The 24,670-nt window shown below is 68.9% G+C and carries 24 protein-coding genes; 16 read left to right on the top strand and 8 right to left on the bottom strand.

What is annotated here, in order from left to right; genetic code table 11:
* The first annotated feature begins 409 nt into the window (after nucleotides 1-409).
* The 4 genes from IE302_RS42255 to IE302_RS42240 are packed head-to-tail and all read left to right on the top strand — an operon-like array spanning nucleotide 410 to nucleotide 5,487.
* The gene (locus IE302_RS42255) at nucleotides 410-1,669 is read left to right on the top strand and encodes an MFS transporter (protein ID WP_191260097.1); all 1,260 of its coding nucleotides are present in this window, start codon (nucleotides 410-412) and stop codon (nucleotides 1,667-1,669) included.
* Nucleotides 1,666-2,982: an ATP-grasp domain-containing protein gene (locus IE302_RS42250; protein ID WP_191260096.1), complete on the top strand. Its 1,317-nt coding sequence runs from the start codon at nucleotides 1,666-1,668 to the stop codon at nucleotides 2,980-2,982. Before IE302_RS42255 ends, IE302_RS42250 begins: the two co-directional genes overlap by 4 nt.
* Entirely contained in the window at nucleotides 2,979-4,238 is a 1,260-nt protein-coding gene (locus IE302_RS42245; protein ID WP_191260095.1) for an acyl-CoA dehydrogenase family protein, read from the top strand. Before IE302_RS42250 ends, IE302_RS42245 begins: the two co-directional genes overlap by 4 nt.
* On the top strand, nucleotides 4,231-5,487 hold the full coding sequence (locus IE302_RS42240) for an ATP-grasp domain-containing protein (RefSeq protein ID WP_191260094.1): 1,257 nt from the start codon (nucleotides 4,231-4,233) through the stop codon (nucleotides 5,485-5,487). Before IE302_RS42245 ends, IE302_RS42240 begins: the two co-directional genes overlap by 8 nt.
* A gap of 87 nt (nucleotides 5,488-5,574) precedes the next feature.
* Here the strand turns inward: IE302_RS42240 and IE302_RS42235 are convergent, their stop codons facing one another.
* Genes IE302_RS42235 through IE302_RS42220 form a run of 4 tightly spaced genes read right to left on the bottom strand, consistent with a single transcriptional unit; the run spans nucleotide 5,575 to nucleotide 10,736 of the window.
* Complete coding sequence (locus IE302_RS42235) at nucleotides 5,575-6,879, bottom strand: FAD-dependent oxidoreductase (protein ID WP_191260093.1); 1,305 nt, start codon at nucleotides 6,877-6,879, stop codon at nucleotides 5,575-5,577.
* 16 nt (nucleotides 6,880-6,895) lie between these two features.
* Complete coding sequence (locus IE302_RS42230; RefSeq protein ID WP_191260092.1) at nucleotides 6,896-7,930, bottom strand: NAD(P)/FAD-dependent oxidoreductase; 1,035 nt, start codon at nucleotides 7,928-7,930, stop codon at nucleotides 6,896-6,898.
* Entirely contained in the window at nucleotides 7,930-9,456 is a 1,527-nt protein-coding gene (locus IE302_RS42225; protein ID WP_191260091.1) for a class I tRNA ligase family protein, read from the bottom strand. The genes IE302_RS42230 and IE302_RS42225 overlap by 1 nt, the downstream gene beginning before the upstream one ends.
* Entirely contained in the window at nucleotides 9,456-10,736 is a 1,281-nt protein-coding gene (locus tag IE302_RS42220; protein ID WP_191260090.1) for a SidA/IucD/PvdA family monooxygenase, read from the bottom strand. The genes IE302_RS42225 and IE302_RS42220 overlap by 1 nt, the downstream gene beginning before the upstream one ends.
* Nucleotides 10,737-11,226: 490 nt before the next feature.
* Here IE302_RS42220 and IE302_RS42215 point away from each other — a divergent pair, with 490 nt between their 5' ends.
* The 7 genes from IE302_RS42215 (at nucleotide 11,227) to IE302_RS42185 (ending at nucleotide 16,616) form a co-directional block, all read left to right on the top strand.
* A complete protein-coding gene (locus IE302_RS42215; RefSeq protein ID WP_191260089.1) occupies nucleotides 11,227-11,991 on the top strand; it encodes a LuxR C-terminal-related transcriptional regulator in 765 nt (254 codons plus the stop codon).
* A gap of 107 nt (nucleotides 11,992-12,098) precedes the next feature.
* Nucleotides 12,099-12,500: a cupin domain-containing protein gene (locus tag IE302_RS42210; protein WP_191260088.1), complete on the top strand. Its 402-nt coding sequence runs from the start codon at nucleotides 12,099-12,101 to the stop codon at nucleotides 12,498-12,500.
* Nucleotides 12,493-12,816 carry an avidin-fold protein gene (locus tag IE302_RS42205; RefSeq protein WP_191260087.1) on the top strand — a complete coding sequence of 108 codons (324 nt, stop codon included), beginning with the start codon at nucleotides 12,493-12,495 and terminating at the stop codon, nucleotides 12,814-12,816. The genes IE302_RS42210 and IE302_RS42205 overlap by 8 nt, the downstream gene beginning before the upstream one ends.
* Nucleotides 12,816-14,195 carry an FAD-binding oxidoreductase gene (locus tag IE302_RS42200; RefSeq protein ID WP_191260086.1) on the top strand — a complete coding sequence of 460 codons (1,380 nt, stop codon included), beginning with the start codon at nucleotides 12,816-12,818 and terminating at the stop codon, nucleotides 14,193-14,195. The genes IE302_RS42205 and IE302_RS42200 overlap by 1 nt, the downstream gene beginning before the upstream one ends.
* Nucleotides 14,192-14,854, top strand: coding sequence for a DUF6875 domain-containing protein (locus tag IE302_RS42195; protein WP_191260085.1), 663 nt, complete (start codon nucleotides 14,192-14,194; stop codon nucleotides 14,852-14,854). The genes IE302_RS42200 and IE302_RS42195 overlap by 4 nt, the downstream gene beginning before the upstream one ends.
* Before the next feature lie 16 nt (nucleotides 14,855-14,870).
* Entirely contained in the window at nucleotides 14,871-15,689 is an 819-nt protein-coding gene (gene ddaH, locus IE302_RS42190) for a dimethylargininase (protein ID WP_191260084.1), read from the top strand.
* Between the two features lie 93 nt (nucleotides 15,690-15,782).
* Complete coding sequence (locus tag IE302_RS42185; protein ID WP_191260083.1) at nucleotides 15,783-16,616, top strand: SAM-dependent methyltransferase; 834 nt, start codon at nucleotides 15,783-15,785, stop codon at nucleotides 16,614-16,616.
* A 12-nt stretch (nucleotides 16,617-16,628) separates the two neighbouring features.
* Here the strand turns inward: IE302_RS42185 and IE302_RS42180 are convergent, their stop codons facing one another.
* Complete coding sequence (locus tag IE302_RS42180; RefSeq protein WP_191260082.1) at nucleotides 16,629-17,255, bottom strand: response regulator; 627 nt, start codon at nucleotides 17,253-17,255, stop codon at nucleotides 16,629-16,631.
* The gene (locus tag IE302_RS42175; protein ID WP_191260081.1) at nucleotides 17,252-18,421 is read right to left on the bottom strand and encodes a sensor histidine kinase; all 1,170 of its coding nucleotides are present in this window, start codon (nucleotides 18,419-18,421) and stop codon (nucleotides 17,252-17,254) included. Before IE302_RS42175 ends, IE302_RS42180 begins: the two co-directional genes overlap by 4 nt.
* Before the next feature lie 187 nt (nucleotides 18,422-18,608).
* Between IE302_RS42175 and IE302_RS42170 the strand changes: the two genes are divergently transcribed.
* The 4 genes from IE302_RS42170 to sigJ all read left to right on the top strand — a co-directional run bounded on the left by IE302_RS42170 (nucleotide 18,609) and on the right by sigJ (nucleotide 22,422).
* The gene (locus IE302_RS42170; RefSeq protein WP_191260080.1) at nucleotides 18,609-19,154 is read left to right on the top strand and encodes a GlcG/HbpS family heme-binding protein; all 546 of its coding nucleotides are present in this window, start codon (nucleotides 18,609-18,611) and stop codon (nucleotides 19,152-19,154) included.
* A complete protein-coding gene (locus IE302_RS42165; RefSeq protein WP_229908356.1) occupies nucleotides 19,154-19,870 on the top strand; it encodes an ankyrin repeat domain-containing protein in 717 nt (238 codons plus the stop codon). The genes IE302_RS42170 and IE302_RS42165 overlap by 1 nt, the downstream gene beginning before the upstream one ends.
* 702 nt (nucleotides 19,871-20,572) lie before the next feature.
* The gene (locus tag IE302_RS42160) at nucleotides 20,573-21,391 is read left to right on the top strand and encodes a DNA ligase-like domain-containing protein (RefSeq protein ID WP_229908355.1); all 819 of its coding nucleotides are present in this window, start codon (nucleotides 20,573-20,575) and stop codon (nucleotides 21,389-21,391) included.
* Between the two features lie 98 nt (nucleotides 21,392-21,489).
* The gene (gene sigJ / locus IE302_RS42155; protein ID WP_191260079.1) at nucleotides 21,490-22,422 is read left to right on the top strand and encodes an RNA polymerase sigma factor SigJ; all 933 of its coding nucleotides are present in this window, start codon (nucleotides 21,490-21,492) and stop codon (nucleotides 22,420-22,422) included.
* On the opposite strand, the gene IE302_RS42150 is transcribed toward sigJ, so the two are convergent.
* Both IE302_RS42150 and IE302_RS42145 read right to left on the bottom strand, forming a co-directional pair.
* A complete protein-coding gene (locus IE302_RS42150) occupies nucleotides 22,419-22,853 on the bottom strand; it encodes an ester cyclase (protein ID WP_191260078.1) in 435 nt (144 codons plus the stop codon). The genes sigJ and IE302_RS42150 overlap by 4 nt on opposite strands.
* Before the next feature lie 86 nt (nucleotides 22,854-22,939).
* Nucleotides 22,940-23,410, bottom strand: a complete 471-nt coding sequence (locus IE302_RS42145) for a carboxymuconolactone decarboxylase family protein (protein ID WP_191260077.1) — start codon at nucleotides 23,408-23,410, stop codon at nucleotides 22,940-22,942.
* A gap of 275 nt (nucleotides 23,411-23,685) precedes the next feature.
* Here IE302_RS42145 and IE302_RS42140 point away from each other — a divergent pair, with 275 nt between their 5' ends.
* Nucleotides 23,686-24,531: a class I SAM-dependent methyltransferase gene (locus IE302_RS42140; RefSeq protein WP_191260076.1), complete on the top strand. Its 846-nt coding sequence runs from the start codon at nucleotides 23,686-23,688 to the stop codon at nucleotides 24,529-24,531.
* Nucleotides 24,532-24,670: the final 139 nt, after the last annotated feature.

Genomic DNA, 24,670 nt, shown 5'->3' with positions numbered 1-24,670 from the left:
CTTACCACTCACGACCCCCTTGCCCGACTCGGTACCGGCGCTTGCCCGGCTGCGGTACATGAAGGCCCCCTTGCTTGCGCCTGGCTCCGTGAAGGACCCCTTCATGTACTTGGGCCTGTTGGGAAGGTCGCGTCGAGTAAAGGCCACACACCGCACCTCTCAGCAGGACAACACAGGCCCAGATTCCCCAGCCGCCGGGAAAGCTTCCCCTACCTCCCGGGAAAGATCCGATTCTAGCCTTGGCGGCACCGGTCGGCCATGTCGGCAACATTCCTTGTCTCCCAAGGGACTGGACCCGCGCCGGTGTGTCTCGTGAACCACCGCGGGGATCCGACCATGGAGGATGTGTGACCGAGAGAGCAAGCGACAGCGCAGGACCGGCTACCCCGGCGGGGACGGACGTGGCGGCATGACCGAGGCCACGAGAGCGGGCGTCTTCGCGGTATTGCGGGCGACCCCTTCCCCCGTCAGGTATCTGCTCGGCGGAGTGCTGATCAACCAGCTGGGCGCTTTCGTCCAGACGTTCCTGATCCTGTACCTGACGTTCCAGGGCACCTCGGTCGGCTTCGCCGGGGTCTGCCTCGCCGCGTACAGCGTGGGGGCGATCTTCGGCGCCATGCTCGGCGGCGAGCTGACCCACCGATTCGGGGGCCGGGCGACGATCGTGGCGGTGATGACGTGCGCGGCGCCGCTCATCGCGTCGATCCCGCTGGTCCGGGGGACGCCGTTGGCGCTGCTCGCGGTGGTCGGGCTGTCCGGGCTGGCGATCCAGGCGTACCGGCCGGCGGCGGCGGTGCTGCTGGCCGAGTACATGCCGGAAGAACACCGCGTGATGGCGTTTTCGATGATGCGCATCGCGCTGAACATCGGGGCGGCCGTGGCGCCGCTGATCGCCGCCGTGGTCATCCAGGTGAACTGGGACCTGTTGTTCTGGCTGGACGGGACGACAGCGGCGCTGTGGGCGCTGCTCGCGTTCGTGTTGCTGCCCAAGCGAAGCGCGGCACCGCACGAGACCGAGTCCGGCGGAGAGCCCGCGCCGACGCTGAGCGCCCGCGCGGTGTACGGAACGCTGATCCGGGACACCCGTTTCCTGTGCTATCTGGTGGCGGGCATGTTCGGCATGATGATCTACGCCGGCTGGGTCGCCGTGCTGCCGCTGAACATCGTCGACGCCGGTTACCCGGTGGGGCTGTACAGCACGGTGCTGGTGATCTCCTCGGTCGTGCTGATCACCTGTGAACTGAAGATCACCACGTACATCGTCCGGATCCCGAAGTATCTCGCCGGCCTGTTCGGCAATCTGGTCTGCGCGCTGGGTTTCGCCCTCTACGGGCTGATGGCGGAGCATCCGTTCTTCGTGATCGCCGGCGCGTTGCTGGCGGTGTCCGGGCTGATGATCCACGGACCGAGCACCGCGTCCCATCCGGCCACTTTCCCCGCCCAGCTGCGAAGCCGCTACATCGCGACGAAGGAAACAGTGTCCGGCGTGGCCGCGACGATCGGCCCGATGCTGGGGCTGTACCTCTGGAGCACGTTCGGCGGCCCGGGGTTCTGGGGATTCTGCGCGGTGCTGTCCGTCATCGCCGGATCGATGCACATCTACGGCCTCAAACAGCCGCCCGTGGCGGAACGGGTGGCCGAGCCGGAAGTCGTGGGAGAGCGACCATGAACGAAGCCAACGGTGTCCTGCTGGTCATCGGCAGCGGACTGAAGCTGTATCGCGAATACCTGGTCTCGTCGATCCACCGGTGCGCCCGCGCGGCCGGGATCGGGCTGGTGCTGCTGAACAATCTCAAACCCACCTGGCAGCGCGCCTATTTCGACGAGATCGTCCACACCGACGTGTTCGACGCGGGCGAAATGCTCGCCTCCGCCAGGGAAGTCGCGGCACGGCACCGGATCGTCGGCCTGATGTGCTGGGACGAACCGGTCGTGCTCGCCGCGGGTGAGCTCGCCGCCGAACTCGGCGTCCCCGGCCTGAGCGTCGACGGCGTCCGCGGCTGCCGCGACAAGAACCGCACCCGCGCCGTGCTGACCGCCGAAGGGCTGTTGCAGCCGGGCTACGCCTTGACGACCGGTCTCGACGAGGCACGGGCCGCGGCCGCCCGGATCGGGTATCCGGTGGTGCTCAAGCCGAGGGCCATGGGTGCGAGCATCGGTGTGGTGTTCGCCGCCGACGAGTCCGAAGTGGACGCCGCGTTCGGTGTCGCCATGGGCGCGGCCACCGTCGACCAGAGCCGTTACGGCGGCGGCGCGATCGTGGAAGGCTACGTTCCCGGGCCGGAGATCAGCGTCGACGCCGCCTTGTACAAGGGCGAATACCTGCCGATGTTCGTGGCCCGCAAGGAAACCGGCGATCAGCCGTACTTCGAGGAGGTCGGGCACGTCGTCGACGCCGGCGATCCGCTGCTGCACGACGCCGGGCTGATGGACGTGCTGGCGCGGGCGCACCGCGCGCTCGGCGTGGAGGACGGCATCACTCATTCCGAGGTCCGGCTGACCGACCGCGGTCCGCTGATCATCGAGATCAACGGCCGTCTCGGCGGCGACCTGATCCCGTTCCTGGGCAGGACGGCCACCGGTCTCGACCCCGGCGAGATCCTGTTCTCGGTCGCGACCGGGCAGCGGCCGGTCATCGCCCCGTCCCGGCACGCCGTCGCCGGTATCCGGTTCGGCTACCCGGACCACGACTGCCTGGTCCACGGGGTCACGGTGCCCGGCGACGCGCCGGGCCTGGTCGTCGCCTCGCCGATGATCGAACCGGGGACCACCCTGCGGCTGCCGCCCGGCGGCTACATCGCCCGCCACTCGTTCGTGGTGTGCGAGGCCGGTGACCGCGAGACCTGTGGCAGGCGGCTGGACGAGGCCGCGGCCCTGGTGCGGATCGACGCCGATCCGGTGGACCCACCGGCACCCGGTACCGCGTTCGAGATGCCCGCCGGGCTGCTCGACGTCGACGAACACGAGGGAGTTTCCGCATGACCATGACCGAACCCGTCCGCACCGACGCGCCGCTGACCGGCGCGCAGATCCTCGCGAACGCGAAGGCGCTCGCGCCGATCCTGCGGGAGCGGGCGGCGGAGATCGAGAAGAACCGGAGCCTGCCCGCGGACGTGGTGCAGTTGCTGCGCGACGCCGGTGTCTTCCGGATCGGCTTCAGCCGGGACTGGGGCGGCCCCGAGATGACCTCGATGGAGCAGACCGAGGTGATCGAAGCGCTCTCCTACGGCGACGCGTCCACCGGCTGGTGCGCCAAACTCGGCTCGGACATCGGGCTGCACGCCAACTTCCTCGACCAGGACGAGGCGCGCCGGATGTTCACCAGCATCGACATGCACTCCGCGGGGGTGCTCCCGGTGACGGGCCACGCGGAACGGGTCCCCGGTGGCTACCGGCTCACCGGCCGGTGGGGGTTCGGCAGCGGCTCGACCCACGCCGACTGGGTGGCCTCCGGGGCCATGGTGTTCGAGAACGGGGAGCCCTACGCCAGCCCGGACGGCAGCAACCCGCACGAGTCGCGCCTGTTCATGGTGCCCGGCGACCAGATCGAGTCCGTCGACAACTGGTACACCCTCGGCCTGTGCGGTTCCGGCAGCAGCGACTACACGATCACGGACGTGTTCGTTCCGGAGAACCACTCGCTGACGTTCGACAACCCGAAGGTCCCCAATGGACCGTTGGTGCAGCCGGACGTGATCCAGCGCAGCATGTGCGGTGTCCCGCTCGGTACGGCGCGGGCGGCGCTGGACTACGTCCGCGGTCTCACCATGGAACGGGTCGACATGCTGAAGGGTTCGCCGTGGCGGATGAGCGGCGTCGCCTGGAAGGACAACGAGCACATCCAGATCACGCTGGCCGAATGCGAGGCCGACTACAGCACGACCCGCGCGGGGGTGTACCGGGCGCTGGAGCGGCAATGGGAGGTCACCGCCGACGGCACCGGCACGCTGGACGATCTCACGCCCGACGAGCGGGTGGCCCCGGCACTGACCGGCTGGCAGGCGTTCCAGATGTCCAAGCGGGTCGTGCAGCGGCTCTGCGATCTGCTCGGCACCGCGGCCATCAGGTCGGGCGACCCGATGAACCGGTGGCTCCGGGACTCGATGACCATGGCGATGCATCCGACCGCGCGGGACCGTGTCACCCAGACGGTCGGCGCGCATCTGGTCGGCGCCAGGCCTTCCATGCGGTTCATGCTCGGCATCGTGGACAAGCCCAAGACCGAATCCGATGAGTGAGCGACCCGTTCTGATCGTCGGGTTCGTGACGCCGGTGCTGATGGCCCTCGCCGGCGCCGAACCCGACGGTTCGGTCGTCCTCGTCGAGGAGCCGGACGTGATCCGCAAACGGGACCTGCTCGCGAAACTGGCCGGGTCTTCCCTGGTCCGCGAGCTGATCGGATGGGAACACGCCCGGCCCGGCTCCGCCGACGAGTTCTACGCGACCCACCGCGACCTGGACCCGGTCGCGGTGATCCCGCTGATCGAGTACGCCACCCCGTTCGCCGCCCGGCTCGCCGAACGCTACGGCCTGCCGGGCGCGGGGCTGGGCGCCGCGCAGATCCTGCGGGACAAGGCGTTGCTGCGCAAGGTCAGCGCGGCCGCCGGTCTGGCCAACCCGGCGAGCGCCACGGTGACCTGCCCGGCGGACGTGCGGGCGTTCATGCGGGCCCATCCCGGCCCGGTGGTGCTCAAACCGGCGAACCGGCAGGCCGCCGTCGGCACGCAGATCATCCACGACGCCGCCGAGGTCGACCGGGCTTGGGCGAACTGCGTCGAGCAGGACGAGGGCGTCTTCGTGCCCGACCGGCCGATGGAGCTGTCCATGCTGGCCGAGCGGTACGTGCCCGGCCCCGAGTACAGCGTCGAAATGCTCGTCCGCGGCGGGCGGCAGCTGTTCGCGAACGTCACCGGGAAGCAGCTCTATCCCGGCCCGCGACCGGTGGAGCTGGCGCATATCGTGCCCGCCGGCATTCCCGACGACCTCACCGAGAAGCTGATGGAACGGACCCGTCAGGTCGTCTCGGCCGTCGGGTTCGGCGACGGCATCCTGCACTGCGAATGGATCGTCTCCGACGGCGTGCCGTTCCTCGTCGAGTGCGCCGGCCGGATCGCCGGTGACGGGATCATGGAGATCATCGACCGCGCCTACTCGATGAAACTGCTGCGCTCGTACGTCGCGATGATGCGTGGTGAATCGCTGCCCGAGCTTCCCCGTCGCGCCACGGGCGGCGCCGCCGTCCGGTTCGTGCCGATGGAGCCCGGTGTGATCGACGCCGTCCTGGGAATCGAGCAGGCCCGGCAGGTGGAAGGCGTGTTCCTGGTGGACATCCAGGTCGGGCCCGGGCACCGGTTCACCGGGCTCCGCAGCTCCTGGGACCGGACGGGCCTGGTGATGGCCGTCGCGGACGACCCGGCGGAAGCCTTGCAGCGTGCGGAAAAGGCCGCGGGCCTGGTGCGGATCGAAGTCACGCATTCAGAGGACTAATTGCGCCTCCCGCGCGTGAAGGCCCCCTTCCCTCGGCTGGTCATCTAAAACCAGGGCCGAGGGAAGGGGGCCTTCACGCGCTTCAGGTCACCGCCGCAGCAAGCGCACCACGGCGGCGGCAGTGGCAGCCGCGGCCACCGCGCCCGAGTACTTCAGGATCCGATGCTGGCGAGTGGCCCGCTGAAGCGCCTTGGCGTAGGGCACCGTCGTGTTGGTGACCATGGCGTGCAGCGGCATCCACCGGTGGCGAAGCACCTTCTCCAGGACAGAGTCCGCGGCCCGTTCCAAGCGGACCGACGGAGAACGCACGGTGTCGCGGAGTTCGGCGAAGTTGCGGTGGGACATGGTGGCCAGCGCGTCGGTGTTCGGTTTGCGGCGCGTGTAGTACCTCGTCAGCGCCGCGGCCGCGTTGGCCGGGTGTTCGGCGAGGCTGTCCGTCAGCTCCAGCGCGTCCTCGAAGGCCGAGTTCATGCCCTGCGCCAGGAACGGGTAGACGGCGTGGCAGGCGTCCCCGATCAGCGCCACCTTGCCCTCGTGGATCCACGGCGCGGTGCTGACGGTGACGAGGTTGAAGGTCGGCCGCCGCAGGAATTCCTCGCCGAGATCGGGCACCAGCGAAAGGACGTCGGGGAAATGGGCGCGGAACAGGGATTCCACGTCCGCCGCCGTCCTCAGCGAGTCGAAACCGTGCGTGCCGTGGAAAGGGAGGACGCACGAGCAGGTGAAGGACCCGTCGCGGTTGGGATGCGCGAACATCATGATGTCCCCGCGGGGCCAGAGATGGAAGACGTCGTCGGTCATGCGGTGCGCACCGCCGCCGGCCGCCGGGATGTGGAGTTCGCGCCAGCCCCAGTCGAGATAGCTCTGTGAGAACTCGGCTCGCTGATCGTGGTGCAGGGCCCGGCGGACGACCGAGAACGCGCCGTCCGCGCCCACCACGACGTCCGGTTTCACCACCAGCGCCCGTCCATCGGGGTCCACAAAGGACACCGAAGGCAGGTCGCGGTCAACTCCCGTGCACCGCGTGTCGAACACGAACCGCACGGTGAGCTCCCGGCTCGCCGCGTCCACCAGCAGCGCGCTCAGGTCCTGACGCTGGATCGCCAGGATGCCGCCTTCGCCGTACGCCGAGAACCGCAGCCCTCCGTCGGTGTTGTGCAGCATCCGCCCGCGCATCGGCACGACGAGCCGCCGCACCTCCTCGGACAGCCCCAGTTTGTCGAGCGCCGCCAAACCGCGCCGGGACAGGCCGAGGTTCATGGACGTCACCGCGCCGGCGGTCTCCCGGGGGTCCGGCCTGCGGTCGTACACCGTCACCACATGCCCTTGCCTGCCCAGCGAAAGCGCCAGGAACGCGCCCGCCATGCCGGCGCCCACGATCGTGAACTCCACTATGCACTCCCCTTGTTCACGCACTGACCTCCAGGACAGCGCCGAGGATCTCCTCGGCGACGAGCGGCGCGGCGGCGAACCCGGATCCGCCGCAGGCGGGACGGGACCACACCGACGGATGGATCCGGATGAGCGCCGGGCCACCGGTGACGGGATCGGCCGCGTAGTGACAGTCCCGCACGGCGACGACGGCGTAGTCCGCGGCGCCGGTGAGGATCGGTTCGGCGAGCAGCCGTTCGGTCCACGGTTCACGATCGGCGTCCGTTGTGGACCCGACTTCCCGGCAGACCGCGTCCGAACTGATCTTGAGCAGGGTGCCCGCGCCGGGTGGCAGCAGCCAGGCCGTGCGCCCGGCGCCGATCCGCCCGACGCCGGGCGCGGACGCCCACCAGGCCGCCAGATTCCTCGGCGGGCGCAGGTAGATCATGGTCTGGCGGTACAGCGTGACCGGCTGTCCGCCCAACCCCGTGTCGCCCGGTCCCGCAGCGACCAGGACGAGGTCCGCGTCCACCGCGGTGCCGTCGGCCAGGGTCACCCGGTGATCGCCGACGTCGGCGACGGGGTGACGCGGCCGCAACCCCACCGCCGGATGCGCGGCGAGCCATTCCGCGGCCGCGCGGAGAAACCGTTCCGCCAGCAGCACTCCGGCGCCCGCGTCGAGCACGCCACCGGTCCCGGCGGGGAACGCGACGGGCGGCAGGGTTTCCGGCGACACGGCGACAGCGGGGATCCCGGTCTCGCGCGCGGTGTCGAGCGCCTGCCCGGCCTCGTCCAGGGTGCTCGCGGTGACCACGCCGACCGGGCGGAAGATCTCCTGTCGCAGCAACGATTCCAGCTCCAGCCAGCGACGGCGTGCTTCGGCCGCCCGCCGGGTGCCGTCGGCGTCGCCCGGGCGCAGCACCCGCAACGCCCGGTGCTGATCGGACGACGTCGACGCGGGATTCGGGATGGGACCGCGATCGAACACGGTGACACGGTGACCCGCCCGCGCGCACCGGATCGCGGTCACCAGCCCGGTCACGCCGGCCCCGACGACGGCGACCGACGCCATCAGACGGCCAGCCGGGGCAGCTTCTTCGGGATGACCGCGTCCGCGTCCACCTGTCCGGGCAGCGTCGTGTCGGACAGCGCCGCGGCGGCGAGGTCGATCAAGATCGGCGCGGCACAGCGCAGGAACACGTCCACCTGATGACAGAGGTCGCCCGCGGTCTCGGCGGTCGTCGCGGCGGCCAGCCGGTCCAGCCGTCCCAGCTGTTCGGCCAGTGTCGAGGCGACGGCCGTCAGGCTGAACCGCCGGAGCTCGTACCCGTCGGCGAAGCGTTCGGCCATCCGCGACGCCGTCCGCCTGGCGTCGGCGGAGACCGGCAGCGGACCGCGGTCCACCCAGGCGTCGACCGCCGCCGCGACCCGGTTCCACGGTCCGGTCAACCGCGTCTCACTGACCCGGAGCAGGGCCTCGCGGGTGAAGTCGGTGCGCTGGTACTCGGGGCTGGTGGCGCAGAGGTGGAAGCGGATGAGATCGCGCGGCACCTCCGCGGCCAGCTCGCGGCCGGACACGACGTGCCCGCGGCTGGTGGAGAACTTCTCGTTGGCCAGCTCGTAGAACTCGTTGGTGACGTACTGCGCGGGAAGGACGTGACCGCCGAGCGCGGTGAGCATCGCCGTGCCCACGATCGCGAACGGATAAGTCGCGTCCAGGCCGAGGAAGTAGACCACGGTCGACCCGGAATCCGCCTGCCACAACTCGTCGTCGGCGGCCAGGACCGCGCCACGCTTCTCCGCGGCCAGCGCGGTGGCGAACATGCTCCACGGCATGCCCTCCATATGCGGGTAGATCACCTGCCCGGGCACCTCGGGGAACGGCGCCGGGATGCCCCACGACGTCGGCTGGGTGATCGGGAAGTCCGGCAACGGCCCCGCCAGCGCGGATTCGATGAGCCGGGCCATTCCCGGCCGCATCGGGATCCGGGCGAAGTACGCCTCCAGTTCCGCGCGATACCGCTCCACCGGGAAGACGAGGATGCGCGCCTCGCGGTACTCCAGCGGTTCGTCCGGGCGGAGCGTCGAGCGCGGACGGATCAGGTCGCCGGGCGCGACCGGCAGCCCGCAGCTCTCGCAGATCCCGGCGTACCCGTCGGCGAGGCAGAACGGGCAGCCGCCGGTGACGTAGGCGTCCATCAGGAATTCGCCGGTGCTCGGCAGGTAAGGGAAACGGACGGTCTTCGTTTCCAGCGCGCCCATGCCGTGCAGGCGGTCGTAGAAATCCATGACCAGTTTGGTGAACCGGTCGCCGATACAGCCGAATCCGTCGACCTCGATGCCCATCGTGGCCAGGGTCCGCCGCACCTGATCCGCGGAACGTTCCCGAAGGTCTTCCGGTGCCACGCCGAGCCGCGCGGCCGCGGTGACGATGTAGTTCTGGGTGAAGTGCATGCCGGTGCCGTACAGGGCTTCCCGGCCGGACGCGCGGGCGTAGCGGGCGCAGACGTCGGCGGCGAGGAACGGGCCGGCGAGATGGCCGAGGTGCAGGTCGCCGTTCGCCGTCGGTGCCGGCGAGATCACCACGAGCCGGTTCATCAGGCGGTCCTCGGCTCGGCGGCGCCGCGGCGGGCGAGCAGATCGCCGACGATGTCACGGGACCGGTGGGCCAGGACGCTGATCAGCGAGTCGGCGATGCCGTGTGTCGCCTCGTTGACGCCCTGCAGATACACCGCGCCCCAGGCGGAATCGCCGAGATCGACCCGGTAGCAGCGGCTGACCGAGATCTCCGACAGCCCGACGCGGTCGGCCAGGTCGCGCACCATCGCGGGCATCCGCTGGTCGAATCCGGTGCCGAGGAGCACCAGATCGCAGTGCAGCGGCTCCACCTTGCCGCTGGTGCGGTCCCGCAGATCGAGGACGACCTCGTCGTCTTCGATCCTGGCGCCGACCACCTCGGTCAGGGTCCGCACCCGCGAACGCTGCCCGCCGAGGCCGCGCTGCTGGTAGAGCGTGGTGTACAGCTGATCGAGGAACGGCGGGGCCGCCCCGGCGTAGTTGGTCAGGCGCATCTCGTCCAGCAACTGTTCCCGGACCTCGCCCGGGCTGTCGTAGAACCGGTCGACGAACGACGGGAAGAACAGCTCGTTGACGAACTTGCTGGTCTGGTAGTTCTGCGGGCCCACCGAGCGCACGATCATGGTGCGGGTGCTGTTGGGCAGATTGTCGTGCAGTGCCATGAACATCTCGGCCGCGCTCTGCGCCCCGCCCACCACGACGGCACGCAACGGGGCCTCCGGCGGCAGCTGCGCGATCCGCCGCCGGTACTGGGCGCTGTGGATGATCCGGTCGGCGGGCAGACCGGCGAAGACCTCCGGCACGTTCGTGTCCCGGCCACCGCCCACCACCAGATCGCGGCAGTGGATCGTGTCCCCTCCGGCGAGTGTGGCGGTCCAGCCGGTGATCGACCCGTCGGCGTCCCGCGCGGGCTCGATGCGCTGAACCTTGGCGTCGTAACGGATGCGGACCTTGTCCAGCGACCGCGCGACCCACTGCAGATAGTCGGAGAACTCCCAGCGGAACGGGTGGAACGTACCCAGGTTGACGAACTCGTCGAGCCGGTTCTCCTCGTACAGGAAGTTGAGGAACGAGAACTTGCTGCGCGGATTGCGCAGGGTCACCAGATCCTTGAGGAAGGAGACCTGGCTGCGCGCCCACGGCATCAGCAGATCCCGCTGCCACTTGATGTCCGGGCTCTGCTCCAGCAGCAGCGTCTGCTCGGCCAGCTCCGGGTTCCCGGACTCCTCGATGGCCACCGCGAGCGCCAGGTTCGCCGGTCCGGCGCCGATCGCCAGCAAACCCACCTGTATTTCAGTCACAGATACACCCCGTTCGTCCAGAATAGAGTGCCGACACTATGGACCGGCGTTTCCCCGGGGATAGGGAAGGGTTTCCCGCCGTCCGGGGAATCTCCCCATGGTCGTCCGACCGGCACAGCGGATTTCCCGGAAACCGGGAAGATCCCCCCTTTATCGGGGAAATCCAGGCACTTATCCTCCCCGGCGTCCGAACGGGCTCGCCCTGGTACCCTTTGAGGCTAACTCTCAAGCACTAACCCGAATGCCGGAATCACACCGGACACGACGGGCGGACCTGGACTTTTCTATTGATCGGACACTTCCCCTGCGCGAAAAATTGATTGCGATCAATTGTCCATAACGGTCGTATGGCTCCGTTCGACACCTTCTACATAGACTGGTCTCGCGACCGGCCAGTTCCATCCCCGCCACGGTCGAGCGCGCACCTCATCGCACTTAACCGAACGGAGCCGATCAGGGAGGCTCAGTAGTGGCAGCACAGGGGGCAAGAATGAATCATCACGCAAGTATCGGCAACACCGCCCGTATCTGGCCGTCCGGAGGTCGCGATCAGCGGCGCACCACGAGCCTGCTACCCGACCGGGAAAGAGAGGACGAAGACGGCGATCCCGTCTGGGTGACCGTGCTGCTCGCCGACAGCCAGCCCACGGTCCGCTACCGGGTCCGGTCCGCGCTCGAAAACGTCAGCGGCATCGCCGTCATCGGCGAGGCGGCCACGGCGAACGCGACGATCGCGGAGACCTTCCGTCACCGGCCGGACGTCCTGGTCATCGACCCGCAACTCGGCGAATCCGCGACCGTCGACGTGATCAGCCGGGTTTCCCGCGTCGCACCGGAAACCCGGGTCCTGGTGCTGAGCGCGGTCGACGAGGACACCGCCATCCGATCGGCGATCCAGGCGGGGGCGCGCGGGTATCTGATCAAGGGCGCCGACCTGGATCAGGTCATCCGCGGCGTCCAGGTCGTGGCCGCGGGCGAAGCGATCGTCGGGAAGGCGATCGCCGGCCGGTTCAGCGCCTTGATGCGTTCGGCACTCGGCCCGGAACCCTATCCTTTTCCCCAGCTGACCACGAGGGAACGGGAAGTGCTCGACCGGATCGCCGCCGGCAAGTCGAACGCGGCCATCGCCCGCGATCTCGCACTCGCGCAGAAGACCATCAGCAACCGCGTTTCCGCCGTCTTCGGCAAACTCGGCGTGGCCGATCGCGCACAGGCGATAGTGCTGGCGCGGGACGCCGGTCTCGGCCGCGGCTGATTGACCGGCAAACGGGAATAGTTCCCCTATCGCCGGGAAGACGGCCGAACATAGCCTCCGATCAGCACCGGATCCCGGACGGGAAAGCACGCTGATCGGAGTGGGATGTGACTGACCAAGACCTTGCTGTCGTGGACATCCGCAGGCTGGAGCACGAGAACCTGACGCGGGCCTACGGATTGGACATGAAGCTGCTCTATCCGTGGAACGGTTTGACAGCACCGTTTCGAGGGGCTTGGTGCGTTCTGCGCCCCGGCGACGTGTCGGTGTCCCACGCTCATCACGAACACGAGATCTTCATCGGCATGGCCGGGAGCGCCGCGGTGATCGCCGAGGATCGGCGACACGAGTTCGCGGCCGGAGACCTCGTATTCCTGAAACCGGGAATCGAACATCACCTCGTCAACGACCGGGACGAGGATTTCTCCTACTACGCGATCTGGTGGGACCGCGCGATGTCCGACGAGTTCGTCGCCCACGAGATCGACCGGGCCGAGTCCCATGATTGATTACGACGGGCGGAGATTCCGCAAAGCGGGCGGCGACGCCGACGCGGTGGCCGTGTACCGGCAAGAAGGCGATGTCGTCTGGGCCGAATTCGCCGGCGGCGAGGTGCGGCGAGGGTCGATCACCGGCGCCCAGCGGGAAGACGGCGCCCTGCATCTGGGGTACACGATGGTGCTCGCCACCGGTGAGGTGATCTGCGGGCACACGGTGAACACCCCGGAGGTGGCCGAGGACGGTCGCCTCCGGCTGCGTGAGGTGTGGGAACGCTACGGCCCGCACGCCGCCACCGGCGTGTCCTATCTCGACGAGGTGAGCTAGTGTCGCGCTGCCTGACCGACGCGGACTGGCGACGTCTCGCCCGGGCCGTGGACGGCCGCGTACGGCGTCCTGGAGAGGCCGGGTTCCGTGACGCCTCCATGCCGTTCAACAAGCGGTTCGCCGGGATCACCCCCCGCGGTGTCGTGTCCGTGGCCGGCACCGACGACGTGCGACGGGCCATCGAGTGGGCACGCGACGCCGGTGTCGAGGTCGTCGCCCGGTGCGGCGGGCACAGCTACGCGGGACATTCGGTCAACAACGGCCTGGTGATCGACCTCGGCGCGCTGAACACCGTGTCCGCCAACGGTTCGACCGGACTCGTGACGGTCGCGGGCGGCGCGCTGATGGCGGACGTCTACGCCGCGATCCAGCCCCACGAGATGGCGTTCGCACTGGGCAACGGCGCCTCGGTCGGCATCGCGGGCCTCACCCTCGGCGGCGGCTGCGGGGCCACCTCGCGCGTGCTCGGGCTCACCGCGGACGCGCTGGTGGAGACCACCCTGGTCACCGCGGACGGACAGGTGCTGAGGTGCGACGCGACGGAGAACGCCGATCTGTTCTGGGCGTGCCGCGGTGGCGGCGGCGGGAACTTCGGTGTCAACGTCTCCTTCACCTTCCAGGCGACGCCGGTCGCCGACTGCGCCAGCTATGTGGTGCTGTGGGACCGCGCGGACGCGCCGAAGGTCTTCTCGGTGCTGCAAGAGATCGCGCGGAAGGCACCGGACGAGTTCGCGACCCGGGTCGGCATCAGCAAGGCGGGCGAGTCGAAGGGCGTCGTGTCGGCCATCGGGCAGCATTTCGGCCCCGCCAAGGAAGTGCGCGAGATCCTCGACCCCGTCCTGTCCGTCGCCCGGCCGATCCGCATGGAGATCGCGGACCGGACTTTCTGGGAGGCCAAGGACGATCTGCTGCACGAGACCTCCGAAGGCGCGTTCGCGGCGCGGACGGCCATCGTCACCGAGCCGCTGCCCGAGGAGGCGATCGCCACGATGCTCTCGTTCGTCGACCGCTTCCCGGGCAGCGGGAATCCGGACGGTGGTGGTGCGGCCCTGTTCTCCTGGGGTGGCGCGATCAACCGGGTGGGCGTGCGGGACACCGCGTTCGCCCACCGGAACGCGCTGTTCCTGCTCTCCATGGACACTTCGTGGGCCGAGGACGACGAGCCCGCCGTGGTCGACGCCAACCTCCGCTGGCTGGCCGGCCTCGCGGACGCGATGTCGCCCTTCGTGTCCGATGGCGCTTTCCAGAACTTCATCGACCCGGATCTCGAAGGCTGGCGCGACGCCTACTACGGCGTCAACTACCCGCGGCTCGAGGAGATCAAGGAACGGGTCGACCCCGACGGCGTCTTCACCTTCGCGCAAAGCATCGGATCATGATCGGCGACGACAAGGTTCTCATCTGGACCGCGGCCGAGGTCGAGAACGGCGCCGTCCCCGCGGAACATCGGCCCTACACACGGGAAATCCTGGCCTGGGCGGGCCGTTATCTGGTTTCCCCGCATCCGGAACTGGGCCGGAACGGTCCGGTGTGCCCGTACACCCAGCCATCACTCCACAAAGGACTCTTCCATCTGGCGGCCCTGACCGCCACGGACGGCGGGACGGACGTCCGCGACGCGATCGAAAGCCTGCGCTCGTGGTACGAACGGCTGTCGGCGAGGATCTCGCCCGCGGACCGGGAACTGCTGACGATCCTCCTCGTGCTGCCACAACTGGACTACCACGACTCGACGGGACTGGACGCCCTGCAACGCGAGGCGAAGGACAAGTTCGTCAACGACGGACTGATGATCGGGCAGTTCCACCCGGTCTGCGACCAGCCCGGCCTGTGGAACGAGAAGTTCAAGGCACTGCGCGCGCCGGTCCCGTTGCTGGCCATCCGCAAACTGGTCGTCTTCGACCTGCCGTTCCTGATGGACGACGAGGTGCACGCCGAGAGCTACCTCCGGCGGTTCGCCCCGGACATCCCGCCCCGTATTCGCGACCAGCTGGTCAAACGGCTGGTGGCCACCCGGAAATCCTTGCAGACGGCCTGAACACAGGGGGACACAGATGCGGCACTATCTCATGGTCAGACCGGCGCACTTCGACGTCGAGTACTCGATCAACCCGTGGATGGATCCCGGCAAACCCACCGACACGCGGCTCGCGATCACCCAATGGGAAGGGCTGCGCGAGTTGTACCTCGGCCTTGGCCATCGAGTGGACCTGCTGGATCCGGCTCCGGGTCTGCCGGACATGGTGTACGCGGCCAACGGGGCCACGGTGGTGAACGGCCGGGCGCTGGTCGCGCGCTTCCACCACCGGCACCGCCGCCCGGAATCCGCGGCGTACCTGAAATGGTTCACCGAGCACGGGTATCGCGACGTCCGGCAGGCCCGATGGGCCAACGAGGGCGAAGGCGATTTCCTGGTCACCGGTTCCCGGATCCTGGCGGGTTCGGGGTTCCGCACCGACCGCCGGGCCCATGACGAGGCCGCGGAGTTCTTCGGCGTACCGGTGGTGGGGCTGACGCTGACCGACCCGCGTTACTACCACCTGGACACCGCGCTGACCGTCCTGGACGACGAAAGGATCATGTACTTCCCGGAAGCGTTCACCGAGGAAAGCAGGCGGCGACTGGAAAAGCTGTACCCGGACGCCGTCATCGCCTCGGCCGCCGACGCCGCGGCGTTCGGCCTGAACGCGGTCTCCGACGGGCGTCACGTCATCCTTCCGCAAGCCGCGACAGGACTGATCGCACGGCTGCGGGAGCGAGGCTTCGATCCGATCGGCGCCGATCTGTCGGAACTGCTCAAGGGCGGCGGGAGCGTCAAATGCTGCACGCTGGAACTGCGTCCCGCCCCAGGGAAAACCGGCCAGGCTCCGTAGCGGCCGCGGCGTCCTCTTCGTGGAGCGGAAGCGACTCGCTGGTAGCATCCGTTCCGACGTTGAGTGACCGTCCGATTACCTGTGGGGTATGCCGTGGCCCAAGACACCGGGAATGTCGATCTTCCTTCCAACAGGATCGACACGACCGTGCCCAGCGTGGCGCGCGCCTACGACGCCGCCCTCGGCGGCAAGGACAACTACGAGGTCGACAGGCAGCTGCTCGCTCAGCTGAACCAGGCCGTGCCCGAGGTCAACATCATCGCGGTCAGCAACCGGGCCTTCCTGACCCGCGCGGTCCGCTTCCTGGCAGGCAAGGCGGGGATCGACCAGTTCCTCGACTGCGGCTCCGGCCTGCCCACGGCGGAGAACACCCACCAGGTCGCGCAGCGGATCAACCCCGACGCGCAGGTCGTGTACGTCGACAACGACCCCGTGGTGCTCGCGCACGGCCGCGCGCTGCTCGAAGAGAACGACCGGACCCGCCTCATCGGCGCCAACATCTTCGAGCCGGACGAGGTCCTGAAGAACGACGTCGTCACCACCACGCTCGACTTCAGCCGCCCGCTGGCCCTGATGCACGTGGCCACGCTGCACCACCACAGCGAAGCCGAAGGCATGCCCCCGGCGCAGGTCCTGCAGACCTACATCGAAGCGATCCCCTCCGGGTCCTACGTGGTTTTCTCGCACTTCTTCGACCCGGAGAACGAGCACAGCCACATCGCCCACCGGGTGCAGGCGATCCTGAACCAGAGCATCAGCCGGGGCTTCTTCCGCACGCGGGCCGAGCTCGAAGAAATGCTCGACGGCCTCGAACTCATGGACCCGGGCATCGTGGTCAACGACCAGTGGTGGCCCACCGGCCCCCGGCCGGAACCGATGCCTGCCGCGGGCAACTGCATCGTCGCCGCCGTGGGCCGCAAGCCCTGACCGCACGGCCCGTCAGTTGCGGATGATCCTCCGTTCCGTGGCGACGGCGACCGCTCCGGCACGGCTGTCGACGCCGAGCTTGTCGTAGATGTGGACCAGGTGGGTCTTCACCGTGGCTTCGGAAATGAACAGGCGCGCGGCGATCTGCCGGTTGATCAGGCCTTCCGCCAGCAGCTGCACGATTTCGGTCTCACGAGGGCTCAGTGCGGGCGCCGGCGCGCGCATATGCCCGAAAAGCCGGGCCGCGACCTGGGGTGCCAACGCGGTCTCGCCGCGCGCGGCCGCGTGGATACCGCGGAAGAGGTCCTCGGGCGGTCCCGCTTTGAGCAGGTAGCCGGTGGCGCCCGCCGCCACCGCCCTGGTGATGTCCAGTTCGGCGTCGTAAGTGGTGAGCACCAGCACCTTCGGGGCGTCCGGCAGGGCGGTCACGCGCTCGGTGGCGTTCACGCCGTCGGGACCGTCGCCGAGCTGCAGATCCATCAGCACGACGTCCGGCTTCCGGGCCTCGGCGAACAGCACGGCTTCGTCGGCGCCGGTGCATTCACCGATCACCTCGATGTCGGGCTCCCCGGCGAGCAGCGCGGCGATTCCCGCCCGGACCACCGGGTGATCGTCGACGATCAGCACCCTGACGGTCATCGCATCTCCCTGGTGGGCACGGCGACGGCGAGCGCGGTGCCCTCTCCCGGCACGCTCTCGACCACCATCTCACCACCGAGTTCGGCGAGCCGCTCCCTGATCATCCTCAGCCCGTTCCCCCGGTCGCCGCTCGCGCGCACCGAATCCGGGTCGAAGCCGACACCGTCGTCACGGATGTCGAGGACGACACATTCTTCGACGTAGGTCAGCGTGACGGCCGCTTCCTCCGCCCTCGCGTGTTCACTCACGTTCGCCAGCGCGCCCTGCGCGATGCGGAGCAGACCGGCCTCCACCTCGGGCCGCAGCGGATACGGGTCCCCGCTGATCTCGAAACGCACCCGGTGCATGGCGACGAACCCGATCTGCTCGGCGAGATCCTTCAAGGACTCGACGAGATCCGTGGCGTCGAGCCGCGGTGATCCCAGGCCCTGGACGAACCGGCGCGCCTCGGCGAGGGTGTCGCCCGCCGCTTCGACGGCGCGGGACACGTGCCCCCTGGCCAGCTTCGGATCCGTGTCCCAGCTCCGCTGGGCGGCCTGCAGCAGCATCCGCATACTCGAGAGCCCCTGCGCGAGGGCGTCGTGGATCTCCCGCGCCAGCCGCTCGCGTTCGTGCATCATCCCGGCAAGGCGCTGGCTCTGCGCGAGGTCGATCCTGGCGTGCAGGAGATCCCCGACCGTCCTCCTCAGCTCCACCTTGTCCCGGTCGAGCTGGAGGAACGTCATCGTGGCCATCAGCGCGACCGCGATCGGCGCGAGCACGATGCTCGGATCGAATTCGGTCGCGATCCTCAGCTGGGCGAGGATGGTCGCGACGGTCAGCAGGACGACCACCGCGATCACGACCCGCGGGCGCAGCACCTGCAGGCAGACGAAGAACAGCGGCACGGCGCACCAGGCGAAACTCGGCGCGGCCACCACCAGGGCGAGCCAGACCGCGATCACCGCGGCCAGCCACACCGCACGCCACCGGCCAAGCACGGCCCAGCTCAGCACTCCCGCCACGTAGACCAGCGCGAGCGTGCCGGTGAGCACGAGGATCAGCGGGGTGGCGCCGCTCAATCCGTGCGCCGCGACGAACCTGGCCACCGAGGCGGCCAGCAGCAGGAAGAACCCGGCGTGCATGGCGGCGTTCAGCCGCGTGGCCGGCACGATCTGCGATTTCATCCCGGTCCTCCCTTCGTCGCCGATGATCGTAAGCGCGGAGGAGGGCCCTCCCGCATCAATCGTTCGGTTGATGCCCGTACCGATCGCACGGCGTCCGATCGGGGTCCACTCTCCCGATTCGCCCGCCCCGGCCAAGCGGGAGAGTCGAAGGAGAACGAACAACCCCCTCCACGGCAAAGGAAATCCGATGAACGCCAAGCTCCCCCGCACTCGCCTCGTCCTGGGCATGACGGCCGGTCTCGCGACCGTCGCGCTCGCCACCGGGCTCGGCGCGGCGCAGGCACAGGACCGCAAGCCGCAGCCGCCCGCCCCGCAGGCCGTCGTGCAGACCAGCGTGCTCGGCGTCGACGCCGCCACCCGTGCCGCGCAGGCCGCGCTGGACGCCGCGGAGAAAGAGGGCCAGCGGGTCACCGTGGCCGTGCTCGACCGGTCCGGTGACGTGCGCGTCCTGCTCAAGGGTGATGGCGCCGGGCCGCAGACCGAGGAGTCCGCCAAGCGGAAGGCCTTCACCGCCGTCTCGTTCGGCCAGCCGACGTCCGCACTGAACAAGAACGCTCAGGGCACCGGTCCGACCGTCCGCGACATCCCCGGCACGCTCTTCCTCGCCGGCGGGGTGCCGGTCGCCGTGAACGGCGGCCCGATCGCCGGGATCGGCGTCGGCGGCGCGCCCAGCGGCGACCTCGACGAGAAGTTCGCCGCGGCGGGCCTGCGCGCCATCGGGGAACTTCGCTGATGATCGGTGGACGGGCGATCGTGGCGCTGCTCGCCGCCCTCGTGCTCGGTGCCTGCTCACCGCAGGCTCCGAGCGCTCCACCGGCACCGAGCGCTCCGCTCTCGTCCACCGCGTCCCAGCCGCCCCGTCAAGGAGTCCCCGTGAGCCACCTCTTCGCCGCCGACGCGAACCTCGTCCGGCAGGCGGTCGACGCCGGCGCCGACCTGGAGACCCGCGACGATCGCGGCCGGACCCCGCTGCTCGTCGCCGTCACCGAAGACCGCGTCGAGATCGCCGAAATCCTCGTCAAGGCGGGTGCCGACCCGAACGCGCTCGACGGGCGGCACGACACGCCGTGGCTGGTCACCGGCGTCACGGGAAGCGTCCCGATGGCGAAGGTGCTGCTCGCGGCGAAGCCGGATCTGACCATCACCAACCGGTTCGGCGGTGTCTCGCTGATCCCCGCCTCGGAGCGCGGGCACGTCGAGTACGTGCGGTTGGTGGCGACCAGCGGCATCGACGTCGACCACGTGAACGACCTGGGCTGGACCGCGTTGCTGGAGGCGGTCATCCTCGGGGACGGCGGGCAGCGGCATCAGGACGTGGTCCGGGCGCTCGTCGCCGCCGGGGCGAGCGTCGACCTCGCCGACAAGGAAGGCGTCACTCCCCTGGCGCACGCCCGGTCCAAGGGCCAGACGGCCGTCGCGCGGATCCTGCAGGACGCGGGCGCGCACTGAAAGGCTTGCGCGACCTTCGTGAGCGGCAAGGCGGTCGTGTCGTGGTTGCTGGGTCCAGGCTGCATGTCCGTGAAGGCCCCCTTCCCTCGGCTGAGCCGAGGGAAGGGGGCCTTCACGCGCTTCAGGTAGGTGAGTGGAGCGGACCCAGCTCGGTCGTGAGTGGCGATTCGGGTTCTAGTGAGGGGTAAGGCAGAGGTGGCGTGTTCGTGGGCAGGTCAGTGGCTCTGCGCGATGCCGGACATGGGGCACCCACTGTGTGGATTTTGGTGCGTTGGATGCGCGGAAATCCACACGGTCCCGCGTGACCGGACCGGTCGCGAAGGGGTGTGTGGAAATAGGGACGTTCAACGTCCCTATTTCCACACACCCCTCACCCTGAGCGACACTCCGCGCCCTCATCGGCCACGTCAACCGGACACCTTTGCCTTCCCCCTCAAATAACCCGAATCGCCACTCACGACCCCCTTGACCCAGCGCGGTCTGGCGGCGTTGTGAAAGCCACTTTCACAACGTTGAAGGTTGCGAAAGTGGCTTTCACGACATCCGCAGCCAGCACACCGGCAAGCGATCACGCCAAGCGCAACCTGGCACGGGCACCACCGGGGAGGGCGCCGACCAAGCACACGGAACCTTGCCCCACCAGCCAACTATTTTCTGTTATGCCAATTGACACAAGTCGTGCCGGATGGCTACGGTTCAACAGTGGAGCAAGCACGAGGACGGGGCCGTCCGCGCAAGGACCCCGCGAAGCTGGCCCGATGGACACCTCCCGAGGGGTGGTCGCGGCTGGTCGCCTGGATCTCCCCGGAGGAGAAGAAGGCACTGAAGCACGTGGCTGTCGAAGCCGACGTCCCCGTGGCGGAGTTGATCCGGGCGCTCGCCGGCGGGCTGGCCAGCGGCGTCATCACCCCTGAGGAACTCGTCGGGCACGTCGTGAAAGGGAAGACCGTCATGGAGAAGATCCCCACGCTTTTCGAGCGCGACGAGCGCTTCCACGTCGTCGACAGACCTCGCGCCGAATGCGCGTGGGTCTTCGACGGCGCCGGGGTGGGGACCGAGAAACTCGACGGCACCAACATCCGGTTGACCGTGCGTGCCGGTCAGCTGGTCCGGGTCGAGAAGCGACGTAACCCGAGCAAGGCACAGAAGCAGCAGGGCATCGTGGACGGCTGGTACGTCGACACCGACAGCGAGTCCGCCGACGACAAATGGATCCTCGCGGCGGCGGGGAACACCGACGTGTCCGGCTGGCCGGACGGAGAGCACCCGAGCGAGGCGCTCGGCCCCCGCATCCAGGGCAACCCCCTGGGCCTGGAGGAGCACCGATGCATCCCCTTCAACTTCCAGGCACCGGCCTTGCCCGAGGCGCCGCGCAGCTATGCCGGGCTCCGGGACTTCCTCGCCACACTGGACAGCCAGTTCTCCCCCGGGCACCCGGCGGAAGGCATCGTCTTCCACCATCCGGACGGGCGCCGGGCCAAGATCAAGCGCAAGGACTTCCCCCGCGAGGTGACCGCGTAGCCCACTCGCCTGGCCCCGAAACCCAAGGTGACCTCACATCCGGCGGCGCTCTCTCGTCGTACCCGGGACGACACACGAGCCCCGGGAGGCGGGAACCCATGAACGACCCATCCGAGCAGGCGCACGACGCTCTCGACCCGGGCCTGAGGGCGATCGTGAGCGAGCGTCGTCAGCTGATCGGGCTCGCGTATCGCCTGGTCGGTTCGCTTTCCGAGGCCGAAGACGTGGTGCAGGAGACCTACACCCGTTGGTACGCCTTGTCCCCCGCCCAACGGGAGGCGATCGACTCCCCCGGCGCCTGGCTGACGACGGTCGCCGGCCGTATCTGCCTGGACCTCCTCGGTTCGGCGCGGGCGAGGCGGGAACGCTACGTCGGCGAATGGCTCCCCGAACCGCTGCCGGGACAGGTCGCCTGGACGACCGGGCGCCCGCCCGCCACCGATCCGGCCGACCGGGTCACGCTCGACGAGTCGATCAACATGGCGTTTCTCGTCGTGCTCGAATCGCTGACCCCGGCCGAGCGAGTGGCGTTCGTCCTGCACGACGTCTTCCGCTACCCCTTCGCCGAGGTGGCGGAGATCGTGGGCCGCTCCCCGGCCGCCTGCCGCCAGCTGGCCTCGTCCGCGCGGCGCCGCATCCACGCGGCGCGAGTCTCCCCCACCCCGATCGCCCGGCAGGCGGACCTGATCAAGGAATTCAAGAAAGCCTGGGACGCCAAGGACATCGGAGCACTCATCGGGCTCCTCGATCCCGACGTCCAGGCCGTCGGTGACGGTGGAGGAATCGTCAGCGCCGTGCTCCATCCTCTCGAAGGCCGCGACCAGGTCGCGTCCTATCTCCTGGATCTGGCGAACAAGACGTCCGGTCACGAGCTGCTGGAACGGACCGTCAACGGCCGGCCCGGCCTGGTGCTGCGGCAAGCCGGGCAGACCGTCGCGGTATTGGCGTTCCACATCGCCGAAGACCACATCCAGCGCATCTGGGGAGTACGGAATCCCGAGAAACTCCGGCCGTGGACGGAGACGGCCTAAGCCGCGACGGCGCCGAGTTGCCGCAACTGGGTGAGTACGTCGACGACACCCCAGATCTCGGCGATCCGCCCGCCGTCGAACCGGAGGATGAAGATCTCGCGGTAGGAAACCGTCCTCCCCGTCGGCGGGAGCCCCCTGAATTCGCCTTGGTGGGTACCGGTGACGGTGTTCCGGCAGACGACCTTGTCGCCGTCCGCGAGCACGTCCTCGGCCTCGACCCGGAGATCGGGAAACGCGTGAAGCAGCACCGTCCACACCTGTTTCAGTGCCTGTGCCCCGGTCGCGTCCATCGGAACCGGCGCGTGGAACACCACGTCCGGCTCGACGACCTCGTCGATCGTCTTCTCGACGAGGCGGACGCTGCCGGTGTTGGTCGCGTCGTGAAAGCGGGCGAACGCCGCCAGATTGCGTTCCTTCTCGGTGGTGGTCATGGTTTCTCCCGAAGCTGTCGATGGGTGGCACGGAGCGGGGCCGGTCCCCGCGTCGGAGGACACGGGGACCGGCTCGCCGGGCGGCGTCAGGCGAACTGCCCGGCCTGGTAGTCGCCGGCGGGGTTCCGGACGATGGCGTTCACCCGGTTGAAGGCGTTGATCAGCGAGATCACCGCCACCAGCGCGGCGAGCTGGTCCTCGTCGAAATGCCGGGCGGCGGCCGCCCACGTCTCGTCGGTGACCTCACCGCCGTCGGCCATCCGGCAGGCCTGCTCGGTCAGCTCCAGCGCGGCGCGTTCGGCCTCGGTGAAGACCGTCGCCTCCCGCCATGCCGCGACCAGGTTGATCCGCACGGCCGATTCGCCTGCGGCGGCGGCCTCCTTGGTATGGATGTCCAGGCACACCGCGCACCCGTTGATCTGGCTCGCGCGCATCCGCACCAGTTCCTGGACAGTGGCTGGCAAGGTCGAGCCTGCCAGTCCCTTATTGGCCGAGATGATGGCTTTCATGAACTTTCCGCCGACCGGGTTGCCGAAGTAGTCGAGCCGGGCGTCCATCGTGATCTCCTTTGTCGTCGTGGTGTTCTGCCCTACCGACGAGACAGCCCCGCGAGATGTGAGCCCGGCGCTGTGGTTACTGCCCAACAGGAAGCCTTCCAGGGCAGGCGTTCGCGAAACCGTCTCTCACACCGGACCCGTAAGATGGTTGTGTGGCACGGGCTTCCGACCCGGCCCGCGCGCCCGTTTCGCCAGAGAAGTGTGACGAACCACCGCACCACACGGATCTTTGGTCCGGTATCCGCGTCCGCGCCCCTTCAGCGAAAGGCTTTTCCATGCCAGAAGGATCCGACTCGACCGGGACGAGCAACAGACCCTGGGAAGTCGCCGTCGCCCAGGCCAAACGCCTCGCCGTCACCGCGGAAGACCTCCTGCAACGCGCCTTGACGACCGCGGGCCTCCGGCAGCCCGACTCGACGATCGCCGCGGACTCCCAGTCCTATTGGCGGCATCCGAGCGGGTCGCGATGGGCCGCCGACTCGCATTGGCGGGACGCCCCGGTCTTCCGGGGCACCGATCTGTGGGACCGGATCGGCGCGGAACACCTCGACCTGTTCGAAGCCGGGGCGCGGATGGCGGGGTTCTCGCGCGCCTGGGACCGGGTGATCGAGTGGGGCTGCGGCGGGGGCGCCAACGCGGTGCATTTCGCGCCACGTGCCAAGGAGTTCATCGGAGTCGACATCTCGCGCGACTCGCTCGAAGAGTGCGACCGGCAGATCGCGAACGTCTGTGACACGGCATTTCAGCCGGTGGCCATCGAGGTCGCCAACCCGGAGTCCGCGCTCGGGGACATCGACGGCGTCTGCGATGTCTTCCTGTCCTTCTACGTCTTCGAACTGATCCCCTCGCCGGAATACGGCGAACGACTGCTGCGGATCGCCCACGATCTCCTCGCCCCCGGCGGCCTCGCGCTGATCCAGGTCAAATACGACACCGGCGACTGGCACACCAAACCCCGGCGCCGCTCGTACCGGCGCGGCCTGGCGAACATGACGACCTACCCGATCCACGGCTTCTGGGAGCTCGCCGGGCGCTGCGGCTTCGTCCCGCGCGCGGTCCGGCTGGTGCCGCGGAACGAGCTCGACGAACGCTACGCGTACTTCTTCCTCTCCAAGGAATGACCGGTCCGTGAAGGCCTCCTTGAGGGACCCAGGGCCCCTCAAGGAGGCCTAATGGGGTGTGTTCGAGTCGGGTTTGGCAGGCTTGGATGTGGTGGCTGCTGGCGGGTGAGCACTCGTGAGGCCTGGGTTTTGCGAGACC

This window comes from Amycolatopsis oliviviridis (genome assembly GCF_014654365.1).
Lineage (GTDB): Bacteria > Actinomycetota > Actinomycetes > Mycobacteriales > Pseudonocardiaceae > Amycolatopsis > Amycolatopsis oliviviridis.
Note: the sequence above shows the minus strand (reverse complement) of the source record. Positions and strands in the feature narration are given on the sequence as shown.